Source organism: Amycolatopsis sp. SID8362 (genome assembly GCF_010550475.1).
Classification (GTDB): Bacteria; Actinomycetota; Actinomycetes; order Mycobacteriales; family Pseudonocardiaceae; genus Amycolatopsis; species Amycolatopsis eburnea.
In genome coordinates this window covers 1-19,728 of sequence record NZ_JAAGNB010000697.1, presented here as the reverse complement: position 1 = coordinate 19,728, position 19,728 = coordinate 1, and the positions used below count along the sequence as shown (strand labels likewise).

20 protein-coding genes are annotated in these 19,728 nt (G+C 71.1%); 15 read left to right on the top strand and 5 right to left on the bottom strand.

Annotated features, from left to right (window positions below; all coding sequences use genetic code 11):
* Positions 1 to 206, top strand: a 206-nt coding sequence (locus tag G3I65_RS21645; RefSeq protein WP_239071355.1) for a DUF6187 family protein, incomplete at its 5' end; no start/stop codon positions are given.
* A complete protein-coding gene (locus G3I65_RS21640) occupies positions 178 to 726 on the top strand; it encodes a carboxymuconolactone decarboxylase family protein (RefSeq protein ID WP_160697728.1) in 549 nt (182 codons plus the stop codon). The genes G3I65_RS21645 and G3I65_RS21640, both read left to right, overlap by 29 nt.
* A 67-nt stretch (positions 727 to 793) precedes the next feature.
* On the opposite strand, the gene G3I65_RS21635 is transcribed toward G3I65_RS21640, so the two are convergent.
* From G3I65_RS21635 to G3I65_RS21625, 3 genes are all read right to left on the bottom strand, one after another.
* Positions 794 to 1,903 carry an epoxide hydrolase family protein gene (locus G3I65_RS21635; RefSeq protein ID WP_160697727.1) on the bottom strand — a complete coding sequence of 370 codons (1,110 nt, stop codon included), beginning with the start codon at positions 1,901 to 1,903 and terminating at the stop codon, positions 794 to 796.
* Positions 1,904 to 1,961: 58 nt separating this feature from the next.
* Positions 1,962 to 2,756 (bottom strand): SAM-dependent methyltransferase, encoded by a 795-nt coding sequence (locus G3I65_RS21630; RefSeq protein WP_160697726.1) that lies wholly within the window; start codon positions 2,754 to 2,756, stop codon positions 1,962 to 1,964.
* A gap of 78 nt (positions 2,757 to 2,834) precedes the next feature.
* Entirely contained in the window at positions 2,835 to 3,488 is a 654-nt protein-coding gene (locus G3I65_RS21625) for a DUF899 domain-containing protein (RefSeq protein ID WP_160697725.1), read from the bottom strand.
* A gap of 261 nt (positions 3,489 to 3,749) precedes the next feature.
* Between G3I65_RS21625 and tpx the strand changes: the two genes are divergently transcribed.
* The 4 genes from tpx (at position 3,750) to G3I65_RS21605 (ending at position 6,510) form a co-directional block, all read left to right on the top strand.
* On the top strand, positions 3,750 to 4,289 hold the full coding sequence (tpx, locus tag G3I65_RS21620; RefSeq protein WP_160697724.1) for a thiol peroxidase: 540 nt from the start codon (positions 3,750 to 3,752) through the stop codon (positions 4,287 to 4,289).
* Between the two features lie 108 nt (positions 4,290 to 4,397).
* On the top strand, positions 4,398 to 4,856 hold the full coding sequence (locus G3I65_RS21615; protein ID WP_160697723.1) for an SgcJ/EcaC family oxidoreductase: 459 nt from the start codon (positions 4,398 to 4,400) through the stop codon (positions 4,854 to 4,856).
* 23 nt (positions 4,857 to 4,879) lie between these two features.
* Positions 4,880 to 5,335 carry an SgcJ/EcaC family oxidoreductase gene (locus G3I65_RS21610; RefSeq protein ID WP_160697722.1) on the top strand — a complete coding sequence of 152 codons (456 nt, stop codon included), beginning with the start codon at positions 4,880 to 4,882 and terminating at the stop codon, positions 5,333 to 5,335.
* Positions 5,336 to 5,484: 149 nt separating this feature from the next.
* Positions 5,485 to 6,510: a methyltransferase gene (locus G3I65_RS21605; RefSeq protein WP_203612453.1), complete on the top strand. Its 1,026-nt coding sequence runs from the start codon at positions 5,485 to 5,487 to the stop codon at positions 6,508 to 6,510.
* Between the two features lie 51 nt (positions 6,511 to 6,561).
* On the opposite strand, the gene G3I65_RS21600 is transcribed toward G3I65_RS21605, so the two are convergent.
* Positions 6,562 to 8,079 (bottom strand): hypothetical protein, encoded by a 1,518-nt coding sequence (locus G3I65_RS21600; protein WP_160697720.1) that lies wholly within the window; start codon positions 8,077 to 8,079, stop codon positions 6,562 to 6,564.
* Between the two features lie 174 nt (positions 8,080 to 8,253).
* Here G3I65_RS21600 and G3I65_RS21595 point away from each other — a divergent pair, with 174 nt between their 5' ends.
* From G3I65_RS21595 to G3I65_RS21555, 9 genes are all read left to right on the top strand, one after another.
* Positions 8,254 to 8,727, top strand: a complete 474-nt coding sequence (locus G3I65_RS21595; RefSeq protein WP_160697719.1) for an ester cyclase — start codon at positions 8,254 to 8,256, stop codon at positions 8,725 to 8,727.
* An 87-nt stretch (positions 8,728 to 8,814) separates the two neighbouring features.
* Positions 8,815 to 9,282, top strand: a complete 468-nt coding sequence (locus G3I65_RS21590) for an SgcJ/EcaC family oxidoreductase (protein WP_192782906.1) — start codon at positions 8,815 to 8,817, stop codon at positions 9,280 to 9,282.
* A 29-nt stretch (positions 9,283 to 9,311) separates the two neighbouring features.
* The gene (locus tag G3I65_RS21585; protein WP_160697718.1) at positions 9,312 to 9,773 is read left to right on the top strand and encodes an SgcJ/EcaC family oxidoreductase; all 462 of its coding nucleotides are present in this window, start codon (positions 9,312 to 9,314) and stop codon (positions 9,771 to 9,773) included.
* 107 nt (positions 9,774 to 9,880) lie between these two features.
* On the top strand, positions 9,881 to 11,068 hold the full coding sequence (locus tag G3I65_RS21580) for an acyl-CoA dehydrogenase family protein (RefSeq protein WP_160697717.1): 1,188 nt from the start codon (positions 9,881 to 9,883) through the stop codon (positions 11,066 to 11,068).
* 129 nt (positions 11,069 to 11,197) lie between these two features.
* Complete coding sequence (locus G3I65_RS21575) at positions 11,198 to 12,580, top strand: aspartate aminotransferase family protein (protein ID WP_309235604.1); 1,383 nt, start codon at positions 11,198 to 11,200, stop codon at positions 12,578 to 12,580.
* A 94-nt stretch (positions 12,581 to 12,674) separates the two neighbouring features.
* Positions 12,675 to 14,222 carry a GMC family oxidoreductase gene (locus tag G3I65_RS21570; protein ID WP_160697715.1) on the top strand — a complete coding sequence of 516 codons (1,548 nt, stop codon included), beginning with the start codon at positions 12,675 to 12,677 and terminating at the stop codon, positions 14,220 to 14,222.
* Positions 14,222 to 15,790 carry a GMC family oxidoreductase gene (locus G3I65_RS21565; protein ID WP_160697714.1) on the top strand — a complete coding sequence of 523 codons (1,569 nt, stop codon included), beginning with the start codon at positions 14,222 to 14,224 and terminating at the stop codon, positions 15,788 to 15,790. Before G3I65_RS21570 ends, G3I65_RS21565 begins: the two co-directional genes overlap by 1 nt.
* A gap of 324 nt (positions 15,791 to 16,114) precedes the next feature.
* Positions 16,115 to 17,623: an APC family permease gene (locus G3I65_RS21560; RefSeq protein WP_309235603.1), complete on the top strand. Its 1,509-nt coding sequence runs from the start codon at positions 16,115 to 16,117 to the stop codon at positions 17,621 to 17,623.
* A gap of 102 nt (positions 17,624 to 17,725) precedes the next feature.
* Positions 17,726 to 19,081 carry a nucleotide disphospho-sugar-binding domain-containing protein gene (locus G3I65_RS21555; protein WP_166640403.1) on the top strand — a complete coding sequence of 452 codons (1,356 nt, stop codon included), beginning with the start codon at positions 17,726 to 17,728 and terminating at the stop codon, positions 19,079 to 19,081.
* A 62-nt stretch (positions 19,082 to 19,143) separates the two neighbouring features.
* Here the strand turns inward: G3I65_RS21555 and G3I65_RS21550 are convergent.
* Positions 19,144 to 19,728, bottom strand: a 585-nt coding sequence (locus tag G3I65_RS21550) for a nucleotide disphospho-sugar-binding domain-containing protein (protein WP_160697713.1), incomplete at its 5' end; no start/stop codon positions are given.

The following is a 19,728-nucleotide window of genomic DNA, read 5'->3' as shown; positions in this document are numbered from 1 at the left end:
CGCTCGGCGACCCGCCCTCGACGTCGACGCCGGGTTCGCTCCGGCGGGAGTGGGACCGGACGTCGGCCCGGGTCGCCGCGGCCGTGCCCGGTGCGGGCGCCGCGTCACTGGCCTACCTGACGGCGTGCGTGCTCCGCCGCACCGACGTCGACCGGATCGCGGATCGAAAGGACACCGATGTCGTACTTGAAGTCCCTGCCGGCTGAGACCACGCTGCTGCAGGTCTTCCAAGCCAACCCCGAGCCCGCCCGGCACCTGCTGGCCTTCCACGAGGTGCTGCTGCGCGGCGATTCGCCGTTCACGCCGGGCGAGCGCGAGCTGATCGCCGCCTACGTCTCCGGCGTCAACGAATGCGGCTACTGCCACGGCATCCACACCGTGACGGCCGAAGCCTTCGGCGTCGCGCCGGGTGTCCTGGTCGCGGCTCTCGCCGACCTGGACACCGCGCCGGTCGAGGACCGCATGAAGCCGGTGCTCGCCTACGTCGGCAAGCTGACGCGGACGCCGTCCCGGATGACCGACGCGGACGCCGAAGCGGTGTTCGCGGCCGGCTGGGACGAGCGCGCGCTGCACGACGCGGTGCTGGTCTGCGCGCTGTTCAACTTCATGAACCGCATGGTCGACGGCCTCGGCATCCGCGCCGACGACGAGTACAAGTCCCTGTCGGGCGAACGCCTCAAGCACAGCGGCTACGCGGGTCTCGCGAAGTTCCTGCCCGCGGACTGAGTGCCAGCCAGGTCGTGAGTGATCGGTCGGGTTCTAACCCTACTGAACACTCACGACCACCGGCGCGTCAGAGTTCGGCGAAGAACTCGGCGATGTCGCGCCCGAGGGTTTCCGGGGACTCGACGGCGGGGTAGTGGCCGCCGCGCTCCATCACCGTGTAGCGGCGCAGGTCGAAGCGGCTCTCCACCCACTTGCGCGGTACCGCCGCGGGTTCGCGCGGGTAGGCCGCGACCGCCGTCGGGACGTTGAACAGCGGCTGCGCGTCGCTCTTCGGCGTCCAGGGCTTCTGGAAGCTCTCCGCGTACAGCCGGGCGGTGCTGCCCATCGAGTTCGTGAACCAGAACAGCGAAAGCGTCGTGAGGACGCGCTCGCGCGGGTAGCCGGTCTCGAAGTCGCCGTCGTGGTCGGTCCAGTCGTGCAGCTTCTCGACCAGCCACGACGCGGTCGCCGCCGGCGAGTCGCCGATGTAGGCGATGCTCTGCGGGCGGGTCGTGTGCAGCACGAAGTAGCCGTTGCTGTAGCGCGCCCACGCCGTGTTCGCCGCGCGCCGCACCTTCTCGTCGTCCGCCCAGAGCTCCTCGGGGATCGGACCTTCGAGGCTGAACGGCATCGTCGTGTGCAGCCCGACGACCGACTCCGGGTGGTGGTGGGCCAGGTGCTGGCCGATGATCGAGCCCCAGTCGCTGCCGTAGACGCCGTAGCGCTCGTGGCCCAGCACCTCGGTCATCAGCTGGTGGTACATGTCCGCGGTCTCGGCGTACCCGATGCCCGGCCGGGCCAGCGGCGTCGAAAAGCCGTAGCCGGGCAGGTCCGCCACCACGACCTCGTGGCCCGCCAGGTGCGGCAGCACGTCCTTGAAGTCCCAGAACGTCCACGGCCAGCCGCCGATCAGCAGCAGCGGCACCTTCCCGTCGCCCGGGACGTGCAGGTAGTGCACCGGCTGGCCGGCCAGGTCGACGCGGTAGTGCGCGTAGACGTTCATCTCGGCTTCGTGCGCGCGCCAGTCGTAGGTGTCGCGCCAGTCGGCCAGCAGCCCGGCCAGGTACTCCTGGTTGGTCCCGTACTCCCAGCCGTCGTTGGCCAGGTCGCCGGGGAGACGCGTGCGCGCGAGGCGCTCGCGGAGGTCCTGGATGTCCTCGTCGGGCACGGCGATGCGGAACGGTTCCGGTTGAGGCAAGGGATTCGCCCTTCGTTCGTGGTGACCACGGCCGCGGACCCGGCCGCGAGCGCGGTGGTCAGCCCAGCCGGCCGAGGCCGCCGTACATCCGGCGGGTGGTATCGCCTTCGCGGCGCCAGTGCCCGGTCGGCACCAGGCCGGGCGGCTGGAGGGGGAAGCCGGTGAACAGCGCCTCGATCTCGGCGCGGGTCCGGAAGACGATCGGCGACGTCGCGTTGCGGTAGATCGCGCGCATGGTGTCCTGCTCGGCTTCGGGTGACTCGTCGGCGTTCAGGTGCGAGAGCGCGAGGAAGGACCCCGGCGCCAGCCGCTCCCGGAACGTCCGGATGATGCCGTGCGGGTCGTCTTCGTCGATGATGAAGTGGAAGACGGCGACGCACAGCAGCGCGACCGGCTGCGCGAAGTCGATCAGGTCCGCCAGCTCCGGGTTGTCCAAAATGGACAACGGCTCGCGCAGGTCGGCGGTCAGCAGCCGGGTGATCTTCTGCTCCTCTTCGGAGAGCAGGGTTTTCCCGTGGCTCGCGACCACCGGGTCGAGGTCGACGTAGGCGACCCGGGCGTCCGGGATGGAGCGGCGGGCGATCTGGTGGGTGTTCTCCATGCTGGGCAGCCCGGCCCCGACGTCGATGAACTGCCGCACCCCGTGCTCGGCGGCGAGGTGGTGCACCACCCGGCCGAGGAAGCGGCGGTTCTCCCAGACGACGTCCTTGGTGAGCACCTCGCCGACCTGGTCGATGACGGCGTCGCCGGCCGCCCGGTCGACGGGGAAGTTGTTGTCCCCGTGGAGGAAGTAGTCGTACATCCGCGCCGGCGACGGCTTCTCCGCCGCCACGGCGTCTTCTGCTCCCGGCATCCTGGCCTCCCGCACGTCGGTCCCGGCCGCGAGCCTAGGCCGCGCCGGGACCGCGGTCGCCTTCGTGCGTGCGGAGGTTCAGTACTCGTCGCGCAGCCGGAGCCAGCCCATGGTCGAGGTCTGCGGCCAGCCTTCGGGCGAGTCCTCCCAGACCTCCTGGCGCCCGTACGGGGTGAGGTCGAGCAGGTTGAAGTCGAGCCGGAGGCGGTCGGTCCCGCGCCCGTTGGTGAACCAGGTCCGGAAGACCTCGTCGCCGTCGCGCAGCAGCACGCTCACGCCGAACCCGCCACCGGTGCCCATGTCTTCGTTGAACGTGCTGCCGTAGCTCGAGTACCACGGGATCCGCCAGCCGAACCGCTGCCGCAGCGGTTCGAGCTCTTCCTGCGGCGCCACGGACTCGAGGATCAGCCGCACCCCGCGGGGGGCCAGGTGCGCCCACGGCGAGAGGTTGTCGGTCAGGGTCGCGCAGCCGACGCAGAGGTGGTCGCTGCCCGGCTGCTTCATGTAGTGGTAGATGATCAGCTGGTTGTGGCCGTCGAACAGCGAAACGAGATCCCCGGTTTCGCCGTCGGGGCCGGTGAAGACGTAGTCGTCCTTGAGGCGCACCATCGGCAGCCGCCGCCGCTGGGCGGCGAGGTCGTCCAGCGCGTGGGTGAGCTCCTTTTCCTTGACGAGGAGCTTGTCGCGCTCGGCCTGCCATTCCTCCGCCGAGACGACGGGCGGGCGATTCATGGGTGGGTCCTTTCTTCGGCAGCGGGGGAATCGACCGTAGCAGCGGTCCCGGGCACGGAACACCGGTCGCGGGCGAGAGCGCACGGCGGAAGACGCCGGTCAATCGTGTGGGTGAAAAACTGGGGCTTTTCCGGTCGGCTGGGCGGGCGGCGATGACCCGGCGCGAACCTGGCCGAACTCGGCAGCCGAGGAGAGGCGCGCCGCCCCGTGAACCCCGAAACTGGGGCCTCGACCCGTACCCAGCCGAAAGTGGTCCAGTCCATGAACGCGATTCCCGAACGCACCGGCGTCACGACCTTCCGCGGCCGTCCGGTGACCCTGCTCGGGCCGGCCGTCGGTGTCGGCGACCAGGCTCCGGACTTCACCGTCGTGGCGCCGGACATGTCCCCGGTCGCGTCCGCTTCGCTCGCCGGGCGGGTGCGGATCGTCTCGGTCGTGCCCTCGCTCGAGACGCCCGTCTGCGACCTGCAGACCCGGCGGTTCAACGAAGAGGTCGCCGGGCTCGGTGACGTCTCCGTGCTGACCGTCTCCGTCGACCTGCCCTTCGCGCAGGCGCGCTGGTGCGGCGCCGCCGGGATCGAGGGCGCGCTGGTCGGGTCCGACCACCGCGACCTCTCCTTCGGCACCGCCTACGGCGTCGTGATCAAGGAATTCCGGCTGCTCGCCCGCGCGGTTTTCGTGATCGACGCGAACGACACCGTCGTGCACGCCGAATACGTGCCGGAAATCGGCGAGCACCCCGACTACGACGCCGTCCTCGCCGCCGCCAAGAGCGCCGAAAGCGCGCGCCGGGCCGCGTAGGGACGGCAAGCACGAATGGAGGCGCCCGCGCGGAACCGGGTGCCCACCATGGTAACCGGGGTTTGCTGTGCCGAACCCGGCAGAGATCCGTGACGACAAGGGGCCGGAATGACGACCACCGAACAATCCCGTTTGGACGCGTACTACGGAGAGTTCACCAGCGACAAGGAGAAGGAGGTGCTCCAGGTTCCGCTGCGGCTGGTGGCGGCGTGGGCGAAGAACGACGCCGACGGTGTCGCCGACGTTTTCCTGGAGGACGGCCTCCTGCTGCTGCCGGGTGACGTGTACAAGGAAGGCCGCGAGGAGATCCGCATCTTCATGAAGGCCGCGTACGCCGGGCCGTTCAAGAACAGCGGCGTCACCGGGCAGCCGGTCGACCTGCGCTTCGTCACCGACGACGTCGCGCTGATCCGCACGCACGGCGGCATCCTCGCCGAGGGCGAGACCGAGATCGCGCCCGAGCTGGCCGTCCGCTCGACCTGGATCACCGTCAAGCGCGACGGGACCTGGTACCTGGCCGGCTACCAGAACAGCCCGCGCGGCGAAGGCGCCACCCTCCGCTGGTAACCCCCATCTTCGAGGAGACACCGATGACTTCCAAGGCTTCCGACCTGGTCGCCAAGGCCAAGCAGTGGGCCGGCTACTACGGCGACTTCCCCAACGGCGAGGAGGGCGCGGTCTTCACCGTCCCGCTGCGCCTGCGCGCCGCCTGGGACGCCGGGGACGCCGACGCGCTGGCCGACCTGTTCACCGACGACGGCAGCATGCTGATCGGCGACGAGCAGCTGCGCGGCCGTGACGCGATCCGCGCCTACCTGACCGAGCAGTTCGCCGGCGCCTACCGCGGCAGCAAGGTCGCCGACGAGCCCGTCCAGTGCAAGTTCCTGGCCGACGGCGTCGCGCTGGCGATCACCAAGGGCGGCATCATCCTGGACGGCGCCACCGAAATCGCGCCGGAGAACGAGAACCGGGCGACCTGGGTCGTGCGCAAGGAGGCGGGCGACTACAAGCTCGTCTCGCACCAGACCAGCCCGATCCGCGGCTGAGCCCGCCGCGGGCGCGAAGGCCACCCCGGTGCACTCGGGGTGGCCTTCGCGCGTGAGTGTCCACTGTGGTCGCGCACGGGAGGAGTCGACGCCCGCCGCGGCGCGCCGCCACGATGGGGAGCCACAGGCGACGAGCGGAAGGTGATCCCGTGGACAGCAAACCCGCAAGACTCTCCGACACCGAACAGGCCGGGATCCGCTTGTTCGAGGAGACGCTGGGCTACGTCTATTCCGCGGCCCTGCGCGCCGCGGCCGCCGTGGGCGTCGCGGACCACCTGGCCGACGGACCGAAGACGGTCGTCGAGCTGGCGCAGGACACCGGCGCCCACGCGGACAACCTGAACCGCGTCCTGCGGGCCCTCGCGATGCGCGGGGTGTTCCACGAGGACGAGCAGGGGCGGTTCGCGCTGACTCCCGAGGCCGAGCTGCTGCGCTCGGACGTGCCGGGCTCGCTCCGGTCCGCGGTCCTGACGTTCACCGACAAGACGTTCTGGAACTCCCACGGCGAGCTGGCGCACAGCGTCGAGCACGGCGACGCGTCCTTCGACAAGGTGTTCGGCACGACGTTCTTCGACTACTTCCGCGACGTCGAGTCGCCCGAGACGTTCTACTCGGGCATGCAGTCGAAGTCGGACTCCGAAAACGCTTCCATCATCCGCAACCTGACCTTCCCGGCCGGGGCGACGGTCGTCGACGTCGGCGGCGGGTACGGCGGGCTGCTGCTCGAAGCGCTGCGGGCGGACGACAGCCTCTACGGCCTCCTGATGGACCTGGGCGACCACGTCGTGGCCGGCCACCGCCTCGGCGAGCTCGGCGACGACGACCGCTGGGAGCTCGTCACCGGCGACTTCTTCGAGGAGTGCCCGCCGGCCGACGTGTACCTGCTCAAGCACATCATCCACGACTGGAACGACGAGCAGTGCGTGCGCATCCTCCGCAACTGCCGCCGCGCGATGCGCCCCGGCGGCCGGATCGTGGTGCTGGACACGGTGATCCCGCCGCGCAACGAGCCGCACCTGGGCAAGCTGTTCGACATCATGGTCATGTCGATCCTGCCCGGCCGCGAGCGCACCGAGGAGGAGTTCCGGGCGCTGTTCGCGAAGGCCGAGCTGGAGCTGACCCGGGTCCTCGACACCGGGTTCGCGGTGTCGGTCGTGGAGGCCGTCGCCCGCTGAGTGCCCGCACGGGTCGTGAGTGTTCAGTAGGGTTCTAACCCGACTGAACACTCACGAGCCCGAGCCGGCCAGCAGGTGCTCGAGCGTGGTGGGGTCGCGGTGCAGGCGGCGGCAGATCGCGTTGATCCGCTCCGGCAGCCCGAGCACCTGCTCGGCGGTGAGCAGCCCGCGGGCCAGGAACCACCCCGCGTGCGCCTCGACCTCCTCGAGGCAGTGCAGTTCGTACAGGTCGGACGGCAGCTCGCCGGAGACGACCTCCGCCGTCCGGCGGGCCGAGTGCGCGGAAACGAACCGCAGCGCCAGTTCCGAGCGCGCGTTCCAGGTGTCGAACGAGCCGTCGAGCCCGGCCGTGAGTTCCTCGTGCAGCAGCCGTTCCCGGTGCCGGAAGAGCGTCACCCACTCGTCCGCGCCCGGCGCGTCCGCAGGCGGGGTGTAGTCCTGGCCCGCCGCCATCGTCCACGCCGCGTCGAGCCCGATCAGCCGGTTGTCGCCGCCGGCGGACTGGAACGCCAGGGTCAGGCCCTGGTAGCCGATCAGGCGGTGCTCGGAGAAGAACCCGGCCGTGCCGCTGGCCGAGCGGGCGCGGTTCACCGCGCGGTCGGCCAGCGCCGTGACCGCGACCTTGGTCAGCCCCAGTTCGCGGTGCACGCCGGGGGGTGCACCGAAGGACCAGTAGCGGCCGGTCTCGCGCCGGGCGAGGGTCGTCGCCGCCAGCGCCGAAGCCAGCGCGCCGAACAGCAGGCGCTGCTGGTTGAGGTGGTCGATCGCGGGGATCTCGCCGGCCAGCCGGTCGAGGGTCCGGCGGCGGCCCGCGCGCTCGAGGGCGAGTGAGACGGCGGCGCGCGCCACTGCGGCGAGGCCGACGGTGATCGCGCCCCAGCCGAAGCGGCCCATGCTCATCGTGCGGCGGCCGCGGGCGCCGGCGTCGGCCAGCGGGTCGTGGAACTCGCCGTCCGGGGTGATCGACGCGCCGTCGCGCAGCCAGCGCCGGTAGGGCACGCGGACGCCGTCGAACCGGACCGTCGTGTAGTCCAGGGGCAGCAACGCGGTCGGCGGGCAGGGTTCGATCGAGACACCCGGGCAGGGGCCGCGCTCGTCGCGCACCGGGACCAGGAATAGCGCTGTGCCGTGCTCCGCGCCGCCGGTGAGGAGCCGGGCGCTGACGACGGCGAGCGTCGCGAACCCGGCCGGACCGAAGGTGGCGGGGTACTTCGCCGCGCCGGGAACCGGGGTCGACAGCACGAACTCCCGCGTCGCCGGGTCGAAGACGGCCTCGGTGTGCGTGCGGGAGTTGCTGTTGGCGTGGCCCAGTTCGGCGAGCAGCGCGGCGCCGGCCCAGCGACCGGAGACGAGATCGGCGACGTCTTCCCCGGCGGCACCCTGGTCGAGCGCGGCGCCGGTGGCCATGCAGTGGTGCAGGAACAGCAGGAAGAACTCGCCCGGATCCGCCACCGCGCTCGATTCGAGCAGCGCCCGCAGGCGGGGGTGGTCGTGGAGCAGGGGCCGGTCGGCGGCGAGCGCGACCCGCAGGCGCGCTTCCGGCGGCTCCCCGGTCGGCCAAGGATTCATGTCCGCCCTTTCCGCGGGCCGGGTTCACTCCACTGTCGCACGGTAATCGGGGCCGGTACCGCGCTCTACTCCGAGCGTGCGCTCTGGGTTTCCCGATTCGCCGGAAACTGGCAGCGCGCGGTGCGGCGGTGCCATTCTCGGTCGTTCCACAACCTACTCTCCACAGGAGTGACCGTGAATTCGGAAACCACGCTGACCAGAGAACTGTACGACGGCTTGCAACTCGTCGAGTTCGAGCGCTGGGACGCCATCATCGCCGACGACGTCCTGATCAACAGCCCGGCGCAATTCGGGCAGATCGGGTTGGGTGCGCTGAAGGAATGGGCGAAGTGGTTCGTGCGCCTGGGCAAGCGGATAGACCTGGTCGACGAGCACCTCGCGCTGGACGAGCAGGGGAACGGGCGCGGCTTCATCGTCTTCAACCTGCACTGGAAACACGACGAGCCGTTTTTCCACATCGGGCCTACCGGCCGGGAGGGCACGTCGGTGGAAACAATTGTGCTGAAGATCGAAAACCGCCGGATTTCGCAGATCGACGTCGCGAGCAACACCGTCGACCTCGTGCTCTACCTGACGCAGCGCGGCTGGCCGTACCCGCACAACGTGCGCCCGGAGCCGCTCGTCGCCGGCCTCGACCGGAGCGCGTGACGTAGCGGCAATGCAGAAGGCGCCGGGTCACGGGGTGAGCGCCGATGATGGGCGGGACCCGTCCGCTGAGGCGAAGAGGAGGACCCGGTGTCCGCTGAACTCGACGCGTCGTCCGCGTTGGACGACTATTACGGCCCGTTCACGAGCGAACGGGAGAAGGAAGTGCTGGGCGTCCCGCTGCGGCTGGTGGAAGCCTGGGCGCGCAACGACGTCGACGCGGTCGTCGACGTCTTCACCAAGGACGGCACCCTGATCCTGCCGGGTGACGTCTACAAGGTCGGCCGCGACGAGATCCGCCCGTTCCTGGCGGCCGCGTTCGCCGGCCCGTTCAAGGGCTCGCGGATCACCGGCAAGCCGGTCGACCTGCGGCTGGTGAACGACACCGTCGCGCTGATCCGCACGCACGGCGGCATCCTGGCGCCGGGGGAGACCGAGATCTCGCCGGAGCTCGCCGTCCGTTCGACGTGGACGGTCAAGAAGGAAGAAGACGGCGTGTGGTACCTCGCCGGCTACCAGAACAGCCCGCGCGGCACCGGCGCGACCCTCCGCTGGTGAACACCCGGAACACCGACGAAGGAGCCGCAATGCCCGCCACCGCAACGGAAATCCTCGCCTCGTACGGGTTCGAGGAGGACACGGACTTCTACCGCGAGTTCGACGACCCGCGCGACCGCGCCGCGCTGACCGTGCCGCTGCGCATCACGCACGCGTGGAAGACCAACGACGCCGACGAGTTCGCCGGGGTCTTCACCGAGAACGGCAGCCTGCTCATGCAGGACGAGCAGCTGACCAGCCGGGAGCAGATCCGCGCGTACATGCGGGCGGGCTTCGACGGCCCGCTGGCCGGCGCGCACGTCAAGGGCTGGCCGCTGCAGGTCACGTTCCTGGCCGAGGACACCGCGCTGGTGATCACCCAGGGCGGCATCATCCTCGACGGCGAGACCGAAACCGCGCCGGAGCGCCAGATCCGCGCCACCTGGATCGTCGTGGAGCGCGACGGCGAGTGGTCGCTCCTGTCGCACCAGAGCAGCCCGATCCGCGGCTGAGCGCCGCGCGGCCGGCGGCGTGCTCCGCAATCGCGGAGGTGCGCCGCCGGAGCGGGGAAGCGGATTCTCGACCCGAAGCCGCACGTGGAAACCCGGAAGGACCACCGATGACGACGAACGTCCCCGTCCCTTCGCGCGAGGAACTGGTCCGCCGGGCCCAGGACCTGGTGCCCCTGCTCCAGAAGAACGCCGTCTGGCACGAGGAGAACCGCCGCCTGCACGACGACACGCTCGAGGCGCTGGGCGACGCCGGGTTCTTCAAGCTGCGCGTGCCGAAGCGCTACGGCGGGTTCGAGGTCGACACCGCCACGCTGAACGCCGTGCTCGTCGAGCTGGCGCGCGGGGACGGCGCCGTCGGCTGGACGACGTCGGTGTGGAACATCCCCGGCTGGATGGTCGGCATGTTCCCGGACGCGCTCCAGGACGAGGTCTACTCGACGCCGGACGTCCGCGTCTGCGGCACGCTCAGCCCGGGCGGCCAGGCCGTGCCCACCGACGGCGGCTACGTCGTCAACGGCCGCTGGGGGTTCATCAGCGGCGCGCTGCACAGCCACTGGCAGGAGATCATCGCGATCGCCCCGACGCCGGACGGCCAGGGCATGTGGCCGGTCGCCGCGCTGGTGCCGCTGAGCGACCTGCAGGTCATCGACGACTGGTACACGATGGGCATGGCGGGCTCCGGCAGCGTCACGACCGTCGCGAACGACCTGTTCGTGCCCGCCGAGCGCGTCATCCCGCTGGTGTCGATCCTGCAGGGCCAGAGCCACTCGCCGGCCAGCGCCGAGCTGCCGATCTACCGGAACCCGTTGCTGGGCGTGGCGAACGCGTCGTCGGCGGGCACGGCGATCGGGCTCGCCGAGGCGGCGATGGAGAACTTCCTCGAGCGCGTCGGCAGCCGCAAGATCACCTACACCGACTACGCGCACCAGGCCGAGGCGCCCGTCACGCACCTCAAGGTCGCCGAGGCGCGGCTGCAGATCGACCAGGCCGCCTTCCACGCGGACCGGATCACCCGCACCGCGGACGAGAAGGCCGCCACCGGCGCGGAGTGGTCGCTGGTCGAGCGCGCCCGCACCCGCGCGGACATCGGCGCGATCTGCCGGCTCACCAAGTCGGCGGTGGACGCGCTGAGCCTGGCCAGCGGCGGCTCGTCGGCCTACAGCAGCGTGCCGATCCAGCGGATCGCGCGCGACATCCACGTGGTGAACCTGCACGCGCTGATGTCGCCCGACACGAACAACGAGCTCTACGGCCGGGTCCTGCTCGGCCTGGAACCCAACACGCAGTACATCTGAGGCGGCCCGCACCGGCGGAGAAGTCCTCGACCGACCGCCGGGTACGGTGAACTCGGTTTCGGAAAGTGTTGTGTGCCAACGTTCCTGGGGCGAATTACGTCGTCTCCTCTCATGATTGGACTGAAAGCCGTGACCACCACACCTGGGATCCCGCCGTTGTCCGCGCAAGCGTCGGAACTGGAAGACCTCGACCGCAAGCACCTGGTCCGCTCGATGCACCGCGGTGACATCACCGACCGGCTGGTCATCGTCAAGGGGCAGGGGAGCACGGTCTGGGACGCGCGCGGCAACGAACTCCTCGACGCCGCCGGCGGCGGGGTCTGGCACTCGCCGCTCGGTCACGGCCGCGCCGACCTCGCCGAGGTCGCCGCGAAGCAGATCAAGGAGATCGAGTTCTTCACGAGCCTCCTCGAGTTCACCAACGAGAAGGCGATCCGGCTCGCCGAGCGGCTCGCGCAGCTCGCCCCGGCCGGCATCAACCGGGTCGCCTTCTCCAGCGGCGGTTCGGAAGCGGTGGAGACCGCGATCAAGGCCGCCCGGCTCTACCACACCCGCAAGGGCGCGCCGGACCGGACGTGGATCCTCGCCCGGCACTACTCGTTCCACGGCGCGACCTACGGCAGCGGCACCGCGACCGGCTTCCCGCCCATGCAGGCCGGTGTCGGCCCGAACCTGCCGCACGTGGAGAAGCTCTCCCCGCCCTACCCGTACCGGGCGAAGCAGCTCTACGGCGACGTCGACCCGACCGACTTCCTGGTCCAGGAACTCGAAGACACCATCGAGCGGATCGGCGCGGAGAACATCGCGGCCATGATCGGCGAGCCGATCATGGCGGGTGGCGGCGTCCTCGCCCCGCCGCCGGGCTACTGGAAGCGCGTGCGGGAAGTCCTGCGCAAGAACGGGATCCTGCTCATCGCGGACGAGGTCGTCACGGCGTTCGGCCGGATCGGCTCCTGGTTCGAGTCGGCGAACCAGGGCATGGAGGCGGACATCATCACCGCCGCCAAGGGCATCGCGGGTGGCTACGCGCCGCTGGGCGCCACCCTGATGACCGACGACATCGCCGACACCCTCATCGGCGACGGCGGTTTCTTCCACGGCTACACGTTCCAGGGGCACCCGGTCGCCTGCGCGCTCGGCCTGGCGACGCTCGACATCATCGAGCGCGAAGGCCTGCTGGACAACGCGCGGCGCATCCAGGGCTGGTTCGAGGAGGGGCTGGCCCCGGCCCGCGAGCTGCCCAACGTCGGCGACGTCCGGATCGAGGGCACCCTCGCCGCCCTCGAACTGGTCGCCGACAAGGAAACGACGGCTCCGCTCGACTGGTCGCAGGTCGAGGCGGTCGCGTTCGAGACGCGCAAGGTCCACGGCGTGATCGCCCGGCCGTACGGGCACAACTTCGTGCTCGCGCCGCCGCTGGTCTTCACCGAGGCCGAGGCGCGCCGGGCGACCGCGGCGGTCGTGGAAGTCGTTTCTCGGCTGCGCCCGGACGGCACGCTCGCACCGCGGTGACCCCGTGGGGTGGCGGGCGCGAGCCCGCCGCCCCGCCCGCCGAGCTCCGGCAGCGAGCTCGACCCCGATTGACCTTCTGGAGCTTGGAGAGCAGATGTACGACTACGTGATCGTCGGCGCGGGTTCGACGGGGTGCGTGCTGGCGGCCCGGCTGTCGGAGGATCCCGACGTCAAGGTGGCCCTGCTGGAGGCGGGACCCCCGGACGACGCCGAGGAGATCCACATCCCGGCGGCGTTCAGCCAGCTGTTCCGCACCCGCTACGACTGGGACTACGACACGGCGGAGGAGCCGCACCTCGGCGGCCGCCGGCTCTACCTCCCGCGCGGCAAGGTGCTCGGCGGCACCAGCTCCACCAACGCGATGCTGTACGTCCGCGGCACGAAGATCGACTACGACGGCTGGAACCAGCCGGGCTGGTCCTTCGACGAGGTGCTGCCGTACTTCAAGAAGTCCGAGGACAACGAGCGCGGCGCGTCGGAGTACCACGGCGAGGGCGGCCCACTGTCCGTTTCGGACAACCGCTCGCACAACCCGAGCTCGGTGGCGCTCGTCGAGGCCGCCGTGCAGGCCGGCTACAAGGCCAACGACGACTTCAACGGCGCCGAGCTGGACGGCTTCGGCGAGTTCCAGCTGACCCAGCGCGACGGCAGGCGGTGGAGCACCGCGGCGGCGTTCCTGCGCCCGGCGCTGGGGCGGCCGAACCTCACCGTGCTGACGGAGTTCCGCGCGCACAAGGTGATCATCGAGAACGGGCGCGCGGTCGGCGTCACCGGGCAGCAGGGCGACGACGCCCCCATCGACATCCGCGCCGAGCGCGAGGTCATCCTCTCGGCGGGCGCGTACAACTCGCCGCAGCTGCTGCAGCTGTCGGGCATCGGCCCGTCGTGCCTGCTCTCGGCGTTCGGGATCCCGGTCGTCGCCGACAGCCCGCAGGTCGGCCAGAACCTCTCCGACCACGCGCTGGTGCCACTGGTTTCGGTGCACTCGCAGCCGATCAGCATGACCGCGGCGGCCACCCCGGAGAACTTCCGGTTGTTCATGGAGGAGCAGCGCGGCCCGCTGACCGGCAACGGCCCGGAGGCCGGCGGCTACTTCCGCACCCTGCCGGACCTGCCCGCCCCGGACGCGGCGATCTTCGCGGCGCCGGTGATGTTCGTGGAGAGCGGGCTCGCGTTCCCGTACGAGCACGCGATTTCGCTCGGCCCGGTGCTCATCACGCCGGAGAGCCGCGGCAACATCACCCTGCAGTCGACCAACCCGACGGCGAAACCGCGCATCCTCAACAACTTCTTCGCCGAGGAGTCCGACCTGGAGACGGGCGTGCGCGCGCTGCGGGTCTCGCTGGAGATCGCCAAGCAGGAAGCCCTGCGGCCGTTCCACGAGTCGTTCTACCAGCTGCCGGCGTCCGAATCGGACGACGACCTCAAGGCGTACCTGCGCCGGTACACCCACTCGATCTTCCACCCCGCGGGCACCTGCGCGATCGGCGAGGTCGTCGACGCCGAGCTGCGCGTCCAGGGCGTCGACGGCCTGCGGGTCGCCGACTGCTCGGTGATGCCGGTCGTCGGCCGGGGCAACCCGAACGCGTCCGCCATCATGATCGGCGAGAAGGCCGCCGACCTCATCAAGGAGGCCAGCTGATGTACGACTACATCGTGGTCGGCGCGGGCTCCGCGGGCTGCGTGCTCGCGGCCCGGCTGTCCGAAGACCCCGACGTCAAGGTCGCCCTGGTCGAAGCGGGCGGCAACGACGACGTCGAGAACATCCACATCCCGGCCGTCTTCGGCGACCTGTTCCGCACGCGGGTCGACTGGGACTACGACTCCCACGAAGAAGAGCAGCTGAACCGGCGGCGGATCTTCCACCCGCGCGGCAAGGTGCTCGGCGGCACCAGCTCGATCAACGCGATGCTGTACCTGCGCAACAACCGCATCGACTACGACGGCTGGAACCAGCCCGGCTGGAGCTACGACGACCTGCTCCCGCTGTTCAAGCGGTCGGAGGACAACGAGCGCGGCGCGTCGGAGTACCACGGCGCCGGCGGCCCGCTGTCCGTTTCGGACGGTCGTTCGCTCAATCCGGCGACGACGGCGCTCGTCGAGGCGGCGCTGCAGGCCGGGCACCCGGCCAACGACGACTTCAACGGCCCCACCCAGGACGGCTTCGGCCGCTTCCAGGTGACCCAGCGCGACGGGCGCCGGTGGAGCACCGCGCAGGCGTTCCTGCACCCGGCGCTCGAGCGGCCGAACCTGACGCTGATCAAGAACTACCAGGTCTACCGCGTACTGATCGAGAACGGCCGCGCGATCGGCGTCACCGGCCGCCAGGTCGACGACGAGCTCACGCTGCACGCCGAGCGCGAGGTCATCCTCTCGGCCGGGGCGTACAACTCGCCGCAGCTGCTGCTGCTCTCCGGCATCGGCCCGGCCGACCAGCTGCGCGGGCTGGGCATGGAGGTCGTGCTCGACCACGCCGAGGTCGGCAAGAACCTGCAGGACCACCCGCTGGTCCCGCTGATCTACGAACACTCGCAGCCGAACAGCCTGCTGAGCGCGTTCGAGCCGGAGAGCATCCGGGCGTTCCAGGAAGAGGGCCGCGGCCCGCTGACGTCGAACGGCCCGGAGGCGGGCGGGTACGTGCGGACCCAGCCGGGGCTGCCCGCCCCGGACGTCGTCTACTTCGCCGGCCCGATGGAGTTCTCCGACAGCGGCCTGACGGTGCCGACCCGGCACGCGATCACCTTCGGCCCGGTGCTGCTGACGCAGCGCAGCCGCGGCCAGATCACGCTGGTGGCGGAGGACCCGACGGCCAAGCCGAAGATCGAGCACCGGTACTTCACCGCGGAGGGCGACATCGACGTCGCGGTGGCCGGCGTCCGGATCGCCATGGACATCGCGAGCAGGCCGGCGTTCGCGAAGTTCAACGAGCGCCTGCTCAACGCCCCGGCGTCCGATTCGGACGACGACCTGCGCGAGTACGTGCGGCGCTACACGAACTCGATCTTCCACGGCAGCGGCGCCTGCGGGATGGGCCGGGTCGTCGACCACGAGCTCAAGGTGTACGGCGTCGAAGGCCTCCGGGTCGCCGACGTCTCGGTGATGCCGACCGTCGGCCGCGGCGCACCGAACGCGACGGCGATCGTCATCGGGGAGAAGGCCGCGGACCTGGTCCGCGGCGCGCAGTCGACGCCACTGGCCAAGGCCTCCTGACGCGGCTCCCCGCACGGAGAAAGGGACGGCCGGCACCCCGCCGGCCGTCCCTTTCGCGTCCTCGGCTCCGCCCCGAGCGGTGACCGGTTGGCCCGCCCGGCTCGAAGGCCAGGCCGGTTCGCGGGCGCGCCCCGGACCGGCGGCTACCGCGGGACCGGCCGCACCAGCCGGAGTCGATCGCCCCTCTCCGGCCCGCCGCGCGCGTCCACTGTGGACCGCCGGTCGGGCGACCGGCCAGGTCCGCAGCGGGGGAGACGAGCGGGTGCTCACCCGAAGCGAAGACTTGGTCGCGAACCCATCGCGAGCGAGTGAGAGGAAGAACCCGTGAGCGCAGCATCCGACCGCGGTTCCGGGGACGCGCGACCGGCGTCCCTCCGCCGCACCCTCGGTACCCCCAAGATCGTCTTCCTGGTCGTGGCGGCCGCGGCTCCGCTCGCCGCGATGGTCGGGACCGTTCCGCTGGCCTTCGCCATCGGCAACGGCGCCGCGGTGCCCGCGATGTTCGTCTTCGCCGGGCTCACGCTCCTCTGCTTCTCAGTCGGGTACGCCGCGATGAGCCGCCGGATCGTCACCTCCGGCGGGTTCTACGGCTACCTGTCGGCCGGGCTCGGGCGGCCGGCCGCGGTCGGCGGCGGGTGGGCCGCCGTGCTCGCCTACAACACCGCCACCGTCGGGATGACCGGCGCGTTCGCCTACTTCGCGCAGCTCGTCGCGGCCTCCTACGGCCTCGACTGGCCGTGGCCGGTGTGGGCCGCGATCGGGCTCGCGCTGATGGGCGTGCTGGGCTACCGGAAGATCGACTTCAGCGCCCGCGTGCTGGCCGTCCTGATGATCGCCGAGGTCGCGATCCTGGTGCTGCTCGACGTCGCGGTGCTGCTCCGGCACGGCGGTGGCGCGCTGCCCGCCGCCTCGTTCGACCCGGCGACCATCGTCGGCGCCGGGCTCGGCGTGTCCCTGATGTTCGCGCTGATCTCCTTCATCGGCTTCGAATCTGCCGCGCTGTACGGCGAAGAGTCGCGCAACCCGCGGCGCAGCGTCCCGCTCGCCACCTACTGGTCGGTGATCCTGATCGCCGTCTTCTACGCGCTGACGAGCTGGGTCGCGGTCGGCGCGGTCGGGCCGGGGCAGCTGCGGGACGTCGCCGGGCAGCAGCTCGGCAACCTCTTCGGCGGCCTCACCGACGACTACCTGGGCTCCGCGGTCACCACCGCGATGCAGATCCTGTTGTGCACCAGCCTGTTCGCCGGGATGCTGGCGATGCACGGCGCGTCCAACCGCTACCTGTACGCCCTCGGCCGCGACCGCGTGCTGCCCGCCGGGCTCGGCGCGGTGCACCGCAAGCACGGGTCGCCGCACCGCGCGAGCCTGACGCAGACGATCTTCACCGTCGCCGTCACCGCGATCTTCGCGCTCGCCGGCGCGGACCCGTACGTCAACCTCGCCACCACCATGACGGGGCTGGGCACGCTCGGCATCGTCGGGCTGCAGGCGGCGGCTTCCCTTTCGGTCATCGCGTTCTTCCGCCGCCGCCCGGACCGGCACTGGTGGCGCACCGGGGTCGCGCCCGTCCTGGGCCTGCTCGGGCTGGTCGCGTCCGCGGTGCTGGTGATCCAGAACTTCGACCTGCTGACCGGCACGACGAGCACGCTGGTGAACTCGCTGCCGTGGGCGTTCGTGGTCGTCGTGGCGGCCGGCGCGGGCTTCGCGTTCTGGCTGCGCGCCCGCCGTCCCGAGCGTTATGCCGCGCTTTCCCGGATCGCGGCGGAACGCGGCGGGCTGACCGCGGTTCCGGACCCGGAAGAGCCCGGGGACCGGCGGGCCGAGGCGGCCTGAGCGGCACTGGGGGAGATGTCCGCGCCCGCGTCGCGGCCATACGATTTTTCCTTGGCGGCTGAAGAAAGTCTCCCGCCGACACGTCCTGGAGGAGCCGAAACAATGCGTGTGCAATTCGCCATCTGGCCGGCCCCGGCGCACACCTTCCCGCTGGCGCCGCTGGCGTGGGCGCTGAAGTCCGCGGGGCACGAAGTCGTGATCGCCACGCACCCGGGCGGGGTGGAGACGATCGCGTCGATGGGCATCACCCCGGTCGCGGTCTGCGACATCGACAGCATGCCGATCCCGATGGGCCCCGGCCGGGCCTACGAGAAGGAGCGCGCGGACCTCGCCGAGATCACCGCGGCGCTGGAGGCCCTCGGCTTCGACGCCGACGACCCGGACCGCGAGCACTGGGACGTCTACAGCCAGTACTACCTGCCGGCGCAGTGGGACTTCGCGCCGTGGAAGGGCGACCCGAACGAGCCGCTGCCGTTCCTGGACGGCCTCGTCGAGTTCACCAAGGCGTGGAAGCCGGACCTGGTGATCTGGGACGCCTGCCTGCCCGCCGCGGCGGTCGCGGCGAAGGTCGCCGGCGCGGCGCACGCCCGCTGGTGGACCGCGCCCGACGTCTTCTGCCGCAGCATCGACAAGTTCAAGGAGCTCACCAGCAAGCCGGGCGCGCCCGAGCTGCCGAACCCGGCGGTCGAGACGGTCCGCGCGGCGGCCGAGCGCTACGGCGTCGAGATCGACGACGAGCTGCTGTGGGGCCAGTGGACGATCAACTCGCAGCCGACGGAGATCGGCCCCGAGGTGTCCGCGAACGTCGTCCCGATGCGCTGGGTGTCGTACTCGAGCCAGCAGCCGATCCCGGACTGGCTGTACCCGGTGCCGGAGCGCCCCCGCGTCGCGGTGTCGCTGGGCCTGTCCGAGCGCGCGTTCATGGAGGGCGGCTGGGACCACATCCCGGTGCTGCTCAACGCACTGTCCGAATTGGACGTCGAGGTCGTCGCGACGCTCGACGAGCAGCAGCTGGCGAAGGTCGAGCAGATCCCGGAGAACGTCCGCGTGCTCCCGTTCGTCCCGCTGGACCAGCTGGTCCCGACGTGCTCGCTGCTCATCCACCACGGCGGTGTCGGCACGGTCATGCCGGCCATCCTGAACAGCGTCCCGCAGCTGCTGGTCGACTTCGTCGGCCACAGCATCCGCGCGAACCCCTCGGGTGCGGCCCGCCTGGCCCGGTCGCGTTACAGCCTCGGCCCGGCGCTGGCCCGCTTCACCCTGTCGAAGGGCGCGGGCCTGGTGCTGAACGTGGCCGAGCCGGACGCCGCGGTGATGCGCGAGCAGATCCGCCGGGTGCTGGAGGAGAAGTCCTTCAAGGAGAACGCCCAGCGGCTGCAGAAGGAGATCAACTCGGTCCCCGGCCCGGCCGAGTACGTGAAGGTCCTGGAGCAGCTCACGCTCGACCACCAGAGCTGAGCCGATACAAAAGGCCGCGGGCCGGGGATCACCCGGCCCGCGGCCTTTTTCGCGTGCCGGGGTCAGCCCGCCCGGCGGAGTTCCGGTCGCAGCGCCAGGGGAGTCAGCGTCCGCACGACTTCGGCGGGCGACGGCTGCGCGGCGTTCTCCGCGGCGACGCCGGCCGCGACCTCGGCGAACCGGGGGTCGTCCAGAAGCCGGGCGCACCCGGCCGCCACGGCCTCGGGCGTGATCTCCCCGGGCGACAGCCGCAGCCCGGCGCCGGAGCGCACGACGGCTTCCGCGTTCCCGATCTGGTCGTCGAAGTGCGGCAGCACCAGCTGCGGGACCCCGGCTTCGAGCGCCGCGAGCGACGTCCCGTTGCCGCCGTGGTGCACGACCGCGTCGCACGTCCGCAGCGCCTGCGCCAGCGGGAGCCGTCCCGCGTGCAGCACCGACGGCGGGAGCGGGCCCCACGCGGCCGCCGTCTCGTCGGCCACCGCGACCACCAGCTCGATGTCCAACGTGGACAGTTCCTCGAGCAGGGCCAGGAACAGCCCGGCCGTCCCGAGCCCGGGCAGCACGGTGCCCAGGGTCAGGCACACCCGCGGCCGCCGCGGCGGGACCGCCAGCCAGTCCGGCAGCCGGGCGTCGCCGTTGTAGGGCAC